Raw genomic sequence first — 14,998 nt, 5'->3', positions numbered from 1 at the left:
ACCGTGAAATATTCCTATTTGGTTTGTAATGAGTGGAGGTTAATTTTGAATGTATTCTTTCATGCGGTAATACTGATTGCCGCGCTATGCTTTGTTCCTGTGGGGCATGCTAGTGGTGATTCACATGAGGGTATTGAGATCACTGTGAATATCAATACAGCCAATGCTGAAGAGCTGGATAAGCTATTACTTGGTATTGGGCCGGACAAAGCAGCAAATATCATTGAATACCGTAATACTCATGGTACGTTCGCCACAGCTGACGAGCTAGAAAATGTGAAGGGGATAGGCGCTGCGACTGTCGCCAAGAACCGGGAGCGAATTAAGCTTTAACTTTTCTTCAAAGCACAGCGGCTGAAGGAGAGAGGTATGTGGTTCTTCTTCGCCTTCCTTGGCGAAGCTGTTTGAGTGAGGGGGGGGGTCCATTTCCTGGCAATTGCTGGTTATTTCTTGGTATTGAATAGGGGCTGATCGTTTTTTTCTTTCTCTGACCAGAAGTTAATGTTGAACTGCGCGTCATCGGAGAGTTCTATCCGATGCCAGTACTGTGGTGGGCTGGTTGCAAACTGACCGGCATTGATGACGACTGTCATTTCGGGCTCGGTGGCCTCACTATCCGCGAAACCGTGATAGGTAACGCTGCCTTCCATGACGCAAAGCTGTCCGAACACGCCCTCTGCCGTATTATGATGCGATAGCAATGCCGCTGGTACCGTCTGCTTGGTAAAGAAAGGGGTTGAACGCTGAATTATCCAATCAGCTGGAATTCGTAGATGGCTCATAATGACCTCTTAGCATGCAAGTGAGAACTAAATTGGCTTACTCTTAACTTGCATTTATAATGCAGGTTAAGGTCGGCATTGTCAATAATAATTCTCATTTGCAATGATATGTGTGCAAAGAGTGTTCGACAGTTATTAATTTAAGAGCTTGTTTTTATTTAAGCTTTTCTTCAATATGACCGGGATTAGTACGCAGACTACACCGGCAATGGCACCGAGAAGGTGTGCTTCGATAGCTACGCGTGCCCCGATAAGTGCCTCTGAGCTGGCCGAACCGCCGAAGTATTGTTCAGACGCGATTTTACCAACGAGCCCCAGCATAAGCAGCCAGCCGCCTTTCTGTTTGGTCTGGATATCTTTTACGGCCCCCCAGGCAAATAGCCCGTGAAGTACCCCTGATAGCCCGGCATACCACTGAATGTCGGTTGCTATGATCCCAATTCCAACGACAGCCGAGAGTACCAGTATTAGCAAGCTATATGGGCGGGCAGAGTAATGTAACCGATAAATGAATGTGATGATTGCCAGCGCCAGGGTATTCATTATCATATGCGGCCAATTGGTATGGGTCAGGTTTCCTGTTAGGATCCGCCAGACTTCGCCATCGAGTATTGCACTGCGATCCCAGGCCAACCAGTATTGGGCGGCGGGCCATTGTGCGATGAAGAGAGCTGTGATGGCAATAATCAGAAAAGTACGAATAGACAAGGTCACCTCGATGAGCCGATATTGTGGGCAGTGCGGCAAGGCCCAAAAAGCCTGTATTTGCAGCTGGATCCAAACTGTTGATGCTAAAACCGAACTCTGGATATTACAACATCCTTCAGAGGTAAAACGTGCAATTGGTACCGCACGTATACTGACGCTCTCTTTACCCAATGCCCGGTTGTGGGTCGGAGAGGATTTTTCTGATCATGATGAGCTGAACAGCTTGTTAAGCGATCCTTTGCGAGATGTCTACATTGTATACCCTGGAGAGTATTCGGAGCCTGTTTCTTCGCTGGCCCGGCAGCCGCAGCGTGAAGGCGTAAAACGAGCACTGATTTTGCTTGATGGTACCTGGAAAAAGGCCTACAAGATGTGGCAACTGTCCAGCAACCTGCAGGCGCTGCCAACGGTTAATCTGGATAATGTCGAGAAAGGCAATTACCGCATCCGTAAGTCACCGAAAGAGCAGGGGGTCTCGACCGTCGAGGCCGGTTATCTGGCCTTGGCCGCACTGGAAGGAGAAGCGAAGTTCTCCCCCTTGATAGATGCTTTCAACCGAATGATAGAGTTTCAGATCCAGCAAATGCCCGAGGGGGTATTTGAGCGGAATTATAAACGTGAAACTCAAGATTCTAATTCCTAATTTATGGTTAGGCTGTCGTGGTCTAGTTCCCTCCTCTTGAAAATAGGGAGGAGCTTTGTCTAAAACCCATGCCCCTCGTGGCCGACGCCAACGGCAGTGGTTGGCTGGAATAGAGTGCTGTAAAGCCGTTGGGCAAAGCCATCAGTCATTCCCGAGATGTAATCCGCAATGATCCTGTGCGCATTTTCTCCATTACTGACGGCCTGCTCCCATCGTTCCCGAGTATTGGCCGGAAGCAGACGCTCCGGATCGGAGGCAAAGGCCTCGAACAGTTCCATGACCAGTTGTTGTCCCTTGTATTCGAGCAACTGGATCTCCGGTTTTTTCACCACAAAATCACTGACAAACTGTTTTAGTACCTCCAGCACCCGCTCCATTGATTCGGAGAGATAGGCATTCCACTGTAGCAGGGGGGCGTCAAAGCTATCGACGCCGTTTTGAATAGCCGGAGCGATATGAATGGAAGTCAGCAGGGCGTTGACCATTGCCCCGATGGCATCTTTGCGCTGATGGTGGGTGCCGAATAGCTGTTCGCTGAGCTTGCCGATCCGCGCCTCCAGCCAGGGCTCACCGCAGTCGGCAAGCTTGCTGGCGACGGCCTCGTGCCATTGCTCGCGGGTAACGATGCCCATCACGATGGCATCTTCCAGATCATGCACACCATAGGCGATATCATCGGCCAGCTCCATAATCGAACAGTCGAGTGATTTGAAGCGTGTTTTCAGGTGCTCTGTCGGGCTAGTGCGTTGATGGCGCATCTGGCTAAAGAGTTCGCGGTCGTGATCGGAGAGCAGTGCCAGCACCCATTCGAAGGTTTCTATATCATCGTTATACACCCCTTTGGCAGGGTGCCAGTCTTTAGCTTTCAGGTGGCGAAAGTTGGCCACCTCTGTCGGTAGCTCGGTGGCGCGGGTATTGCTGATAAGTGCCGGGTACTTGAGTAGACCGAGCAGGGTGCGACGCGACAGGTTCATACCGAAGTGTTCGGTATAGGGCTCGAGCAGAGCTACGATACGAAATGTCTGGGCGTTGCCTTCAAAACCACCATGTTCGCGCATCATGTAGTTCAGTGCGACTTCGCCGCCGTGGCCAAAGGGAGGGTGGCCGATATCATGTGCCAAACACAGGCTTTCCATCAGGCTAGTTGATGGCAGCAGATCACGAAACGTTGGTTGTTTGATTTTCAATTGGGCCACAATGCCGGTGCCAATTTGGGAGGCTTCCAGGGAATGCGTTAGCCGGGTGCGGTAAAAGTCATGATGCCCGGCTCCGTGGACCTGAGTTTTGGCCTGCAAGCGACGGAATGCGGCAGAATGCAGGATCCTTGCCCGGTCGCGCTGGTAGGCTGAGCGATGGTCGTTGCGGCGAACTTTCTGTTCATTGCTTTTTCGGTTTTCCCAGCTGGGATCGAGAATAAATTGTGTCATTAACTGATGTCGTCCAGCGTTAGGTTGAAACTATCTACAAAAGTATCGAGAAAGTACTGCATCTCGGGACTGGAGCGCTCCGACAGGGTCTGTTCGAGGCGTTTCTTGGCCTGGGTAAATTCATGGTTGCCGGCACTGAGTTCTTCAAGGCATTTGAGGTACGCACACAAGCTGTCAGCCTGCTTGACGATGGCATAATCCTCTTTGTCGATAGTGTGGCTATCGAGCAGCGGCGCGTAGTCGTCCCGGAATTCCTCCGGCAGCATCGACAGCAGCTTTTGCTCGGCAGCAAGCTCAATCTTTTTATACTCTTCGGCAATGGTCGGGTTGTAATATTTGATCGGGGTTGGCATATCCCCGGTCAGCACTTCGCTGGTGTCATGGAACATACCGAGCAGGGCAATGCGCTCGGGATTGGTATTGCCGCCAAATTTACGGTTTTTGATCAGTGCCAGGGCATGGGCGACAAAAGCGACCTGAAGACTATGTTCCGAGATGTTCTCCGTCGAGACACTCCGCATTAGCGGCCAGCGCTGGATGAGCTTCATACGTGCCAGGTGGGCAAAAAAATGACTTTTTTCCATATCGATACTTCTTTTGCGGCTGAGAGTGAGGCTGATTGGCTGTATTCAGTTTGGCCTATCTAGTTAAAGGTAACAGAAAAAAACGTGAGGTAAATAAAAGCCCCAGTAAAAACTGAGGCTTGGCTGGGTTTGGCTTGGATGGGGCAATGATTATTGGCGGTAGCTATGCAAGAAGCGTTCAAGACGGCCGATTGCCATTTCGAGATCGTCAACCCGTGGCAGGGTGACGATGCGGAAATGGTCCGGCTTCTTCCAGTTAAAACCGGTGCCGTGCACCAGCAGGACTTTTTCCTGTTGCAGGAAGTCCAGCGCCATTCGCTCGTCATCAACAATATTGAACTTTTTCTGATCCAGTTTTGGGAACAGGTACAGTGCTCCCTTGGGCTTCACGCAGGAAATACCGGGGATTGAGGTGATCATGTCATAGGCTTTGTCGCGCTGCTCGAGCAGGCGTCCGCCAGGCAGGATCAGCTCGTTGATACTCTGGTAGCCGCCGAGCGCGGTCTGGATTGCATGCTGCATCGGGACATTGGCACAAAGGCGCATTGACGACAGCATCTCGATCCCTTCGATGTAGGGCTTGGCAAGGTGCCTCGGCCCCGACAGGATCATCCAGCCGGCGCGAAAACCGCAAACGCGGTACGATTTTGACAGGCCGTTAAAGGTGACGCAGAAAACATCTTCGGCCAGCGGGGCGATAGAAGTATGCTGGGCTCCTTCGTACAGGATTTTATCGTAAATCTCGTCGGCAAAAATAATCAGGTTATGCTGGCGGGCTATCTCAACCACTTCCAGCAAAAAGTCACGGCTATAGACCGCACCTGTCGGGTTGTTCGGGTTGATAAGCACGATACCGCGGGTATTGGGTGTGATCTTGCTGCGTATATCGTCAAGATCGGGATACCAGTCAGCTTCCTCGTCACAGATGTAGTGAACCGGGTTTCCGCCAGAAAGTGACACTGCTGCTGTCCAGAGCGGATAGTCCGGTGCCGGTACCAGAATCTCATCACCATTGTTGAGCAGTGCCTGCATCGACATCATGATAAGCTCGGAGACACCGTTACCGATATAGACGTCTTCGACATCAATGTCGAGCATGCCGCGTTTTTGGTAATGCTGCACAACCGCTTTTCGGGCCGGATAAATGCCTTTTGAATCACAGTAGCCCTGCGATGTCGGCAAGTTACGGATCACATCAACCAGGATCTCATCTGGTGCATCGAAGCCGAACGGGGCCGGGTTGCCGATGTTCAACTTCAAAATTTTGTGGCCCTCTTCTTCCATGCGTTTGGCATGTTTGAGAACGGGACCTCGTATGTCGTAGCAAACATTATTTAACTTGGATGACATCCCGATGTTGTGCATTGCTTGATTCCTGCGCAAATTATTATGTATTGACAACAAATTACACTATGAATCTGTATAAAATAAATACCCGGCAGGAAAAAATCGTGAAGAATAGTGTTTTATGTAATTAAATTCTATTTGCTTAGGTGTGATCCACTGGTTTCAGATCTGCCGTCGAGGTGTTCGCACCATGATTGCTTTGAGACCGGTGGTTGAATTGGCACCTGACCAGGAGGAAACACCTTGTCAGGTGCCATGATCAATTGTGATGAGATATGAAGAGTAGTGTTGACTAATTACTTTATTAGTCAGACTGCATGAACTGAGGTAGAATGGCACATTCACTATGTGGTTAAGTATTTAACCCACATAAAGGTAGAATTATGTGCCAAGTGATTGGCATATTAACAATCAGCCAGGGATGAGCCGCTAGGGTGCTTAGAGCTGAGTGAGGTTACCTTGACCGCGTTACAAACAGCAGTTGAGTCTTTGATTAAGAAAATTCAACAGGCGACACAAACAACCCAACGATTAACGGTGGCGCTGGATTTACCGGCCAATACCGACCTTATTGACTGGATGGAGTCACAACCTCTCTTTCCGAAATTTTACTGGCAGTCTCGAGATAGCCGTGAAGAGGTAGTGGCACTAGGTCAGATCAAAACCTTTACCGATCCGATGGCGGCAGAAAAAGTGCTGTCGGACGAACAACGCATCTGGGGCGGGCGCTCTTTTGACGGCCGGACTAGCCGCAACCGCCGTTGCCTTTCCTCTTTTTTCTTTTTGCCGCAGCTGGAAGTGATCCGTTTGGACGGTAGCTGGCAGCTGGCAGTCAATCTCTCGGCAGATGATAAAGAAAGTACCTTGCAGGCGTTGTCGCAGATAACACCGGACACATCGGAAGTGCCTGAAATTAAAAGCAAGATCCTAGGTCGCTCATACGCGCCTGACTTTGCTGGCTGGTCTGCGATGATTGGCAATGCGCTGGATGCGATTTCACAAAACCTTTTTGAAAAGGTGGTTCTGGCGCGACGTACGACGTTGCAGCTCGATTTGCCTGTTTCACCGGCACAGCTACTTAAGGCCAGCCGAAGCCGCAATATCAGCAGCTTTCACTTCATGATGGCGATGGATGCCAAGCATTGTTTTGTCGGTTCGACGCCAGAGCGGTTGTTCCTGCGTCAGGAGCGCGATCTGCAAACCGAAGCGCTAGCGGGTACGATTGGCCGTGGGCAGGATCTGTCGGAAGACGACCAGTTGGCGCAATGGCTGATGGACGACAATAAGAACCGCTATGAGAATCGTCTGGTGGTAGACGATATTGTCAGCCGCCTGGTACCCCGCTGTGAAACGATGAACGTTGCGGAGACGCCGGAGCTGGTTCGTCTACGTAAGGTGCAACACCTGAAGCGCAGTATTGGTGCCCAACTCAATGAACAGGTCTACAGTGCCGATCTGTTAGATAGTCTGCAGCCGACCGCGGCCATTGCCGGCTTGCCCCGTGACAAGGCGTTGGATTTTATTACCGAGCACGAGCCGTTTGCCCGTGGCTGGTATAGCGGCGCGGTGGGCTTTCTTAGTCGTCAGCGCAGTGAGTTCTGTGTCGCTATCCGCAGCGCGCTAATCATGGGTGAAGAGCTTCATTTATTTGCAGGGGCAGGCATTGTTCCCGGCTCGACGGCCGACAGCGAGTGGCAGGAGCTGGATCGCAAGACCTCGACGCTATGCAGTCTGCTCGGCTCCGATGAACCGGAACTGGAGCGCAAATCTGCATGACTCGGGCTGGATTAACACCGTTATCGGTTCAGAATGATGCTTCCGCATATCGGGCGGCCCTGAATAACCAGTGGGCCGACATGATGCTCGAAGAACTGGTACGGCTGGGCGTAAAACATGTGTGTATTGCGCCGGGCTCTCGTTCGACTCCCTTGACTCTGGCGGCGGCCAATAATAACAGGCTGACACTGCATACTCATTTTGATGAGCGCGGGTTGGGCTTTTTGGCGTTGGGTATTGCGAAGGCATCGCAACAGCCTGTTGCCGTGATTGTAACTTCGGGTACCGCCGTTGCCAATTTATTGCCAGCCGTTGCCGAAGCCGGTCTGACTGGTGAAAAATTGGTCGTGCTGACATCGGATCGCCCCGTGGAGCTGATCCAGTGCGGGGCGAATCAGGCGATTCGTCAGCATGGTATTTTTTCCGAGCATGTGACTGAGTTTCATGATATCCCGTCGCCGACGCTTGATATTGCACCCGGCTGGTTGCTGACAACGATTGATGCGGCCATGTATCAGCAATCGACTCAAGGTGGTGCTATTCACTTTAATTGCCGTTATCCCGAGCCTTTGTACGGTGAAGACGTCGATTTTTCCCACTACCTTGCGTCGCTGAATGAATGGCTGGCTGATGACCAGCCGTATACCCATTTCCAGCAGGCTGATGCCGGACAGGTTACGCTGGACCATATCGCCTGGTCTTCGCTGGTCGCGAAGAAAGGGCTTGTTGTTGCCGGTAGGATGTTACCTGGTGAGTTGTCTGTGGTTCAGGTGCTGGCTGATAAACTGGGCTGGCCATTATTGGTTGATCCCCAGGCGGGCGGAACCAGTGACTGGGCCGGTTATGATGTCTGGATGCAAAATGCCGAGTGTCGCCGACATATTGAACAGGCTGAGGCGGTATTACAGTTCGGTGCCCGCCTGGTCTCCAAGCGACTGTTGCAATTGATAGCCGAGCGGCAGTGGCAGGACTATTGGCTGGTGGACCCTTTGTCGGTACGACTGGACCCATCTCACCGCCGTAGCCAGCGTATCCAGGCCAATATCAGAGCCTGGGCTGAAATCGCAACCCAGAAAACCTCTGACTCTGTTCATTCTGGTTGGGCTGAGCCGCTAAAGCGTGCCTCGGCAGGGTATTTTGAATTATTGGCCGGCCGCGAAAAGAGCCTGAACGAGGTCAGTCTGGCGGCTCACTTACCTTACTGGTTGCCTGAGCACACTGAGGTTTTTCTCGGTAATAGCCTGATTGTTCGTCTGCTGGATATGTGTGGCCAGTTGCCACTTACTGCAACGTTTGCTAATCGCGGTGCATCCGGTATTGATGGCCTGATTGCAACGGCAGCAGGGGTACAACAGGCAAGGCAGGCTCCTTTGTTGTGCGTGCTGGGCGATACCTCGCTGCTTTATGATCTCAATTCTCTGGCATTGTTGAAGCAGGCTGACTATCCGGTTGTGGTGCTGGTGACCAATAACGATGGCGGGGCGATTTTTGATCTCTTGCCCGTTCCCGATCTGCAGAAAGAATCCTTGTACCGGATGCCGCACGGGCTGGAATTTAGACATGCCGCTGCCATGTTCGGATTACATTACGCTTGTCCGAATTCATTGCAGGAAGCCGAACAGGCTTGTAAGCAGGGATTAAGCCAACCGGGTGCGACACTGGTAGAAATCAAAACACCGCCTGGTCAAAGCGGCGAACTGATAAAGGCCCTGTTTGCAGAGGTGAAGAATGCCACTTTACTCTGACACCTATGGTTGTCGGATCGGAAGTGACACTGAGCGCCCGGTGTTGGTTTTTCTGCATGGTCTGCTTGGTTCCGGGCAAGATTGGCGTCAGGTGGTGAATAGTTTGTCGGCATCGTATGACTGCCTGACGATGGATTTGCCCGGGCATGGGCATAGTCAGCTATTGATGCCGTCCGATTTTGAGCAGGTAAACCGGCAGATCTTGCAAACCCTGTCACACCGCAATGTTCGCTCTTATGTGCTGATTGGCTACTCGATGGGCGCCCGCCTTGCGATGTATCATGCCTGTTTTCCTGACAATCAGAGTCAGGGAAAATTGGTTGGGATGGTACTCGAAGGTGGTCACTTTGGCCTTCCGCGCGAAGAATGTGCCGCCAGGCTAGCCAATGATCAGCAATGGGCACTGCGATTTGTGTCAGAGCCTATTTCCCAAGTCCTGGCTGATTGGTATCAGCAATCTGTTTTTTCGTCACTAAATCATGACCAAAGACAAAGTTTGATCTCAAAACGCAGTGATAACCTTGGGGCTGGTATAGCACGTATGTTACAGGCTACATCGTTAGCCAAACAACCCGAGCTGCAGTTACGGGTTGAACAATTGTCGTTCCCGGTTCACTATATTTGCGGAGAGAACGATAACAAATTCAGAAGCCTGGCTGAAAATTCGGGATTAGATCTGACCGTGATCCCGTCAGCGGGGCATAATGTCCATGTTGAACTACCTCATGAGTTCAGTATGGCTGTCACTCATTTTTTAGATAGATTGGAATAAATCATGGCAAGAACCGTAGGTCTGACTGAAGAAGAACTGTATGCACCGGTAGAATGGACGGATTGTTCAGAAGGTTATGAAGACATTCTTTTTGAAAAATCAGCAGATGGTATCGCGAAGATCACCATTAACCGTCCACAGGTACGCAATGCATTTCGTCCTCAGACAGTGAAAGAGATGATTGATGCGCTGGCTGATGCCCGCTACGACGAGCAGGTTGGCGTAATTGTTCTGACAGGGCAGGGTAAAGATGCGTTCTGTTCGGGCGGTGATCAGAAGATCCGCGGTGACTACGGCGGCTACCGTGATGAATCAGGTACCCATCACCTGAATGTGCTGGACTTCCAGCGCCAGATCCGTACGTGTCCTAAGCCGGTGATTGCCTCTGTGGCTGGTTATGCCGTTGGTGGTGGTCATGTTCTGCACATGATGTGTGATCTGACAATCGCGGCAGACAATGCTCAGTTTGGTCAGACCGGCCCTAAAGTCGGCTCGTTTGACGGTGGCTGGGGTGCTTCTTACATGGCACGTATCGTTGGCCAGAAGAAAGCGCGTGAAATCTGGTTCCTGTGTCGTTTCTACGATGCTCAGGAAGCCGTTGATATGGGCCTGGTAAACCATGTTGTCCCATACGAAGAGCTTGAGCGCGAGACAGTCCGCTGGTGTCGCGAGACGCTGCAGCATAGCCCGATGGCACTACGTTGTCTGAAAGCGGCCCTGAACGCCGACTGTGATGGTCAGGCGGGTCTGCAGGAGCTGGCCGGTAATGCGACGATGATGTTCTACATGACCGAGGAAGGTCAGGAAGGTCGTAACTCGTTTAACGAGAAGCGCCGTCCGGACTTCAGCAAGTTCAAACGTAACCCATAAGGCGAGTACTGAAGATATGCGTAGTGCAAAGTTGTATCAGTACCAGTTGCCAATGGACAGTGGGGTGATCCTGCGAAATCAGCGCCTGGTAACCCGTGAGGGCTGGATTGTTGAATTACGTGACGGAGAGGCTGTCGGTTTCGGTGAGATTGCGCCGTTACCGGAGTTTAGTCAGGAAACGGCTGAACAGGCTGGCCAGCAGGCTCAGCAACTGCTGAATGCCTGGGTAAGCGGAGAAGCGCCTGATTATGCTACAGCGCTTCCTTCGGTAGCATTTGGCCTGAGTATGGCCGAGCTTGAAATGGCCGGCGGCCTGCCTGCGGAAGGTAACTATCAGGTTGCACCGCTGTGTGCCGGTGATCCGGATGATTTGGTCGAAGAACTTAGCAAGATGTCGGGCGATAAGATTGCCAAAATCAAGGTCGGCATGTATGAGGCGGTTCGCGATGGTATGGTCGCCAACATGTTTATCGAGGCGATCCCGGAAATTCGTTTACGTCTGGATGCCAACCGTAAATGGACACCGCTGAAAGCACAGCAGTTTGCCAAGTATGTTAAACCTGAGCACCGTGCCGGCATTGCGTTTCTTGAAGAACCGTGTAAGACGCCGGCTGACAGCCTGGCATTTGCTGCGGAAACCGGTATCAATATCGCATGGGACGAAACGGTCCGTGACGAAGGGTTTGAGGTTAAAGCCGAACCTGGTGTAGTGGCAATCGTGATCAAACCGACTCTGGTGGGGTCAGTTCAGCGTTGTATGGCGCTTGTTAAGCAAGCGCACGAAGCCAAGCTGACCGCAGTGATCAGTTCCAGCATGGAATCGAGTCTTGGGCTGAGCCAGCTCGCACGTTTTGCGGCCTGGCAGACACCGGGTGTGATCCCGGGGCTTGATACCATGCAATTGTTCAGGGCACAGCTTGAAACACCGTGGCCGAACTGCGAACTGCCGGTAACCGGATTGTCTGAGCTTGAGGTGGTATGGCAGAAGTAACGTCTTACTTTGCCACATGGCCCTGGCAACACTGGGCAACAAAGCGGCCGTCAGCGGCCGCTTTGTCTTTTGGCGAGCAGACATTTAGCTGGGCTGAGGTTTCGGCGCGTGTTGATGAGTATGCGCAGGGCTTGATTGAGCAGGGGGTGAAGCGTGATCAGCTTATTGCCGTTGTTGCCCCTAACTCGGTGCAGGTACTGTGGCTGATTCTGGCTGCTATCCGGGTCGGTGCCCGATATGTGGGCTTAAACCCGAGAAGCAGTCAGCCTGAGCTGGACCAGCAGCTTGAGTCGCTGCAATGTGATTTCATCTGGTATCCCGCCAAAATAGAACATGCATTCGAACATTACGCCCGAGTGAGCCTGTTGCCTCCTCAGCAGCCTCGTCTGGTACCGGTGACCTGGCAGCCGACACGTCCGGCGACCTTAACCTTGACCTCAGGCTCTACCGGGCAACCAAAGGCTGTGGTGCACTCCGCACAAAGCCAGTTGGCAAGTGCCGCCGGGCTGCTGGAGTGGATGGATTATGGTGAGCAGGATAGCTGGTTGCTGTCGTTACCGTTATTTCATATCTCGGGGCTGGCGATTGTCTGGCGTTGGTTATATCGCGGCGCGGGACTGGTTATTGCCGAACCTGCACAGTTCGAGACTGCTCTTGCTGCGGTTACCCATGCATCACTGGTACCGACTCAGCTCCAGCGGTTGCTGGTCTCGCAAGATCGATCTGATCCACCGCCATTAGCCCTAAAGCAGGTGCTATTGGGCGGGGCGGTGATACCCGTTAGCCTGACGAAGCAGGCTGAGGCTGTCGGGATTAATTGTTGGTGTGGTTATGGTCTGACCGAAATGGGATCAACCGTAACGGCCAAGCGGGCAGATGCCAGCAGTGGTGTCGGCAGTGTGTTGCCTAACCGGGAGCTAACCCTGAAAGATGGCGAGATTTTGGTTCGGGGTAAAACACAGTGCATCGGGTACTATCGAAACAAGACTATTTTTCCGGTGGCTGATGCCGAGTGGTTCGCAACCAAAGATCTTGGCCGCTGGTCTGGCGAAGAACTCCATATTCTTGGCCGGGTCGATAACATGTTTATTTCTGGCGGTGAAAACATTCAGCCTGAGATGGTCGAGAAGGAGCTGCTGGCATACCCTGGTGTGAAACAGGCGTTTGTACTGCCTGTCGATGATAGTGAATTTGGTCAGCGCCCGGTTGCTATTGTCGAAGTAGAAACGCTACTCGATAAAAGCTTGAAACAGGCACTGCACGAGTATATGCAGGAAAGAGTCACGACATTTCGTCGTCCGGTTGAGTATCTGGAAATGCCTGATAACCTGGGAGCGGGCGGGATCAAGGTCTCGCGTAAGTGCCTGACTGAGTGGCTTGAAACGCGGGAGTGAGTTTGGTACTAAGATTTTTAATGTGAAGCCTTTGTTCCCTCCCCTTATGAAGGGGAGGGCAGGTTAACTACAGCATTATTTATTTTCCCCCCGTAATGCCAGGACTTGTTCCCGTAGCATCGTACTGTTTGCCACTTTGGCCTCGACAGGGGAGCCTGCGACGATATCTACCTTCGACCAAAAACGCTTGGGGATCTTCAGTAGCGCACGACCGCCTTCGCGGCTGAAGTAGCTGCCCCACAGGCCTTGTAACGCTACCGGTATCACAGGCACATTCGAGCGTTTGATGATGAGGTCAATACCACGCATAAAGGGCCCGACTTCACCATCATAGGTGAGTTGTCCCTCCGGAAAGACACAGACAATATCGCCCTGTTCCAGATAGCCGTTAACTTTGATGAAAGCCTTGAGGATCGATTTTCGATCTGTGGAGTCGATAGGGATGACTTTGCAGGCTTTACAGAAGGCTTTGATGAACGGGATATTGTAAATATCCTTGTCCATCAAGAAACGGATTGGTCTTGGGCAGGCCCCGGCCAATAGCAGCGCATCCATATAGCTGACGTGGTTGCTGACAACCAGGGCGCCGCCTTTGGTTGGAATATTGGACAGATCTTTATGACGAACCCGGTACATGGTGTGGCTGACCAGCCAGACAACAAAGCGCCAGAAAAAGTCAGGAGCCTGGGTGTAGATGTAGAGGACGACAAAAAAGTTTACCAACGACAGGAACAGGAAGAACTGCGGAATTGACAGTCCTAGCACCGACAAAAATACAATTGCCGTGATGGCGCTGACCACCATGAAGATGGCATTCCAGATGTTATTGGCCGCAATAATCTGTGCACGCTCTTCCTCTTTGGCCCGGCTCTGCATCATGGCATACAGCGGAACAATGAAGATCCCGCCGGACACGCCGAGCATAGTCAGAGAAACAAAGACCCGTAGTAATTCAGGGTTAGTCACAAAGGCTAAGAAACTTTGGGCTGCCGGAACGACCTCGGGAGTGGCAAACATCAGGTCGGCACCAAATAGCGTGATCCCCAGGCTGCCGAGGGGAACGATTCCCGGTTCGATACGGTGGCCGGATAAGCGGTCGCAGAGTAATGAGCCGATAGCGATACCGATGGAAAAAAGGGTCAGCAAAAAAGAGACCGCTGCGGCACTGCCACCTAAGTGGAGTTTGGCAAAATTAGGAAATTGGGTTAAGTAGCAGGCACCCAAAAACCAGAACCAGCTGATCCCCATGACGCATTGAAAAATAGTCTTGTCCTTGCGGGCGATAGACAGAGTGTGGCGCGTCTGACGGACTGGATGCCACTTAAAGGGAATATCGGGGTTGCTTGGTCTTGCCTCTGGGATCCAGCGTGAGCTCAGATAACCAATCACCGCAAAACAGATAACACTGGTAGCGGCAATAGCGGGGGCATTTTCCTGGTTGGCAATGACACCGGCAAGCAGAGTACCGAGCAGAATAGCCAGGAATGTACCGGTTTCAACCAGTGCATTACCTGATACCAGCTCTTCTCTTTTAAGGTGCTGTGGCAGCAGGGCATATTTGGCCGGGCCAAAAAATGCTGATTGTGTTCCCATTAAGAACAGCAGCACCAATAACGCCATATAGCTTTCGGTCAAAAAGGCGACGGCCGCCAGCGACATGATCACAATCTCGGCCATTTTGACGACTCTCATGATCAGTGCCTTGTCATATTTATCGGCAAGGACACCGGCAGAAGCCGAGAACAGGAAAAACGGCAGAATAAATAATCCCGCCGCGAGATTGATAACCAGATCGGAGTTGATCGGCAGGGTGCCGGGGGCTGCAAATGCGATAAGAATGAGCAGTACATTCTTATACACATTGTCATTGAAAGCCCCAAATGCCTGGGTAAGAAAATATGGTAAAAAACGCTGTTTAGTTAGCAGGCGAGACTGGGGCTTTACACTCATTGAAGTCTC

At 51.8% G+C, this 14,998-nt stretch carries 14 protein-coding genes; 8 read left to right on the top strand and 6 right to left on the bottom strand.

All coding sequences use genetic code 11. The annotated features are described in order from the left end of the window. Positions 1–45 precede the first annotated feature (45 nt). Complete coding sequence (locus EIZ48_RS03055) at positions 46–333, top strand: ComEA family DNA-binding protein (RefSeq protein ID WP_089153676.1); 288 nt, start codon at positions 46–48, stop codon at positions 331–333. Between the two features lie 110 nt (positions 334–443). Here the strand turns inward: EIZ48_RS03055 and EIZ48_RS03050 are convergent, their stop codons facing one another. Together EIZ48_RS03050 and rrtA are read right to left on the bottom strand one after the other, a co-directional pair. Continuing rightward, complete coding sequence (locus EIZ48_RS03050; RefSeq protein WP_160648650.1) at positions 444–782, bottom strand: TehB family protein; 339 nt, start codon at positions 780–782, stop codon at positions 444–446. A 135-nt stretch (positions 783–917) separates the two neighbouring features. Beyond that, on the bottom strand, positions 918–1,490 hold the full coding sequence (gene rrtA / locus EIZ48_RS03045; RefSeq protein ID WP_160648649.1) for a rhombosortase: 573 nt from the start codon (positions 1,488–1,490) through the stop codon (positions 918–920). Positions 1,491–1,500: 10 nt separating this feature from the next. Here rrtA and EIZ48_RS03040 point away from each other — a divergent pair, with 10 nt between their 5' ends. Further along, a complete protein-coding gene (locus EIZ48_RS03040; protein ID WP_160648648.1) occupies positions 1,501–2,133 on the top strand; it encodes a tRNA-uridine aminocarboxypropyltransferase in 633 nt (210 codons plus the stop codon). Positions 2,134–2,192: 59 nt separating this feature from the next. Here the strand turns inward: EIZ48_RS03040 and EIZ48_RS03035 are convergent, their stop codons facing one another. The 3 genes from EIZ48_RS03035 to EIZ48_RS03025 all read right to left on the bottom strand — a co-directional run bounded on the left by EIZ48_RS03035 (position 2,193) and on the right by EIZ48_RS03025 (position 5,509). Continuing rightward, the gene (locus EIZ48_RS03035) at positions 2,193–3,560 is read right to left on the bottom strand and encodes an anti-phage deoxyguanosine triphosphatase (protein WP_160648647.1); all 1,368 of its coding nucleotides are present in this window, start codon (positions 3,558–3,560) and stop codon (positions 2,193–2,195) included. Then, the gene (gene yfbR / locus EIZ48_RS03030) at positions 3,560–4,144 is read right to left on the bottom strand and encodes a 5'-deoxynucleotidase (RefSeq protein ID WP_160648646.1); all 585 of its coding nucleotides are present in this window, start codon (positions 4,142–4,144) and stop codon (positions 3,560–3,562) included. Before yfbR ends, EIZ48_RS03035 begins: the two co-directional genes overlap by 1 nt. A 150-nt stretch (positions 4,145–4,294) precedes the next feature. Continuing rightward, positions 4,295–5,509, bottom strand: coding sequence for a pyridoxal phosphate-dependent aminotransferase (locus tag EIZ48_RS03025; RefSeq protein ID WP_160648645.1), 1,215 nt, complete (start codon positions 5,507–5,509; stop codon positions 4,295–4,297). A 441-nt stretch (positions 5,510–5,950) separates the two neighbouring features. Between EIZ48_RS03025 and EIZ48_RS03020 the strand changes: the two genes are divergently transcribed. The 6 genes from EIZ48_RS03020 to menE are packed head-to-tail and all read left to right on the top strand — an operon-like array spanning position 5,951 to position 13,039. Further along, positions 5,951–7,267 (top strand): isochorismate synthase, encoded by a 1,317-nt coding sequence (locus EIZ48_RS03020; protein WP_160648644.1) that lies wholly within the window; start codon positions 5,951–5,953, stop codon positions 7,265–7,267. Then, positions 7,264–9,012: a 2-succinyl-5-enolpyruvyl-6-hydroxy-3-cyclohexene-1-carboxylic-acid synthase gene (gene menD, locus EIZ48_RS03015; RefSeq protein WP_160648643.1), complete on the top strand. Its 1,749-nt coding sequence runs from the start codon at positions 7,264–7,266 to the stop codon at positions 9,010–9,012. Before EIZ48_RS03020 ends, menD begins: the two co-directional genes overlap by 4 nt. After that, positions 8,996–9,784, top strand: a complete 789-nt coding sequence (gene menH, locus EIZ48_RS03010) for a 2-succinyl-6-hydroxy-2,4-cyclohexadiene-1-carboxylate synthase (RefSeq protein ID WP_160648642.1) — start codon at positions 8,996–8,998, stop codon at positions 9,782–9,784. Before menD ends, menH begins: the two co-directional genes overlap by 17 nt. A 3-nt stretch (positions 9,785–9,787) precedes the next feature. Further along, on the top strand, positions 9,788–10,654 hold the full coding sequence (gene menB, locus EIZ48_RS03005; protein ID WP_160648641.1) for a 1,4-dihydroxy-2-naphthoyl-CoA synthase: 867 nt from the start codon (positions 9,788–9,790) through the stop codon (positions 10,652–10,654). Between the two features lie 16 nt (positions 10,655–10,670). Further along, positions 10,671–11,645 (top strand): o-succinylbenzoate synthase, encoded by a 975-nt coding sequence (gene menC, locus EIZ48_RS03000; RefSeq protein WP_160648640.1) that lies wholly within the window; start codon positions 10,671–10,673, stop codon positions 11,643–11,645. Continuing rightward, positions 11,633–13,039, top strand: a complete 1,407-nt coding sequence (gene menE / locus EIZ48_RS02995; RefSeq protein WP_160648639.1) for an o-succinylbenzoate--CoA ligase — start codon at positions 11,633–11,635, stop codon at positions 13,037–13,039. The genes menC and menE overlap by 13 nt, the downstream gene beginning before the upstream one ends. Before the next feature lie 75 nt (positions 13,040–13,114). Here menE and EIZ48_RS02990 read toward each other — a convergent pair whose 3' ends face one another. Next, positions 13,115–14,989: an MFS transporter gene (locus EIZ48_RS02990; RefSeq protein ID WP_160648638.1), complete on the bottom strand. Its 1,875-nt coding sequence runs from the start codon at positions 14,987–14,989 to the stop codon at positions 13,115–13,117. Positions 14,990–14,998 lie beyond the last annotated feature (9 nt).

The organism is Photobacterium alginatilyticum (assembly GCF_009910675.1).
GTDB classification, from domain to species: domain Bacteria; phylum Pseudomonadota; class Gammaproteobacteria; order Enterobacterales; family Vibrionaceae; genus Photobacterium; species Photobacterium alginatilyticum.
Note: the sequence above shows the minus strand (reverse complement) of the source record. Positions and strands in the feature narration are given on the sequence as shown.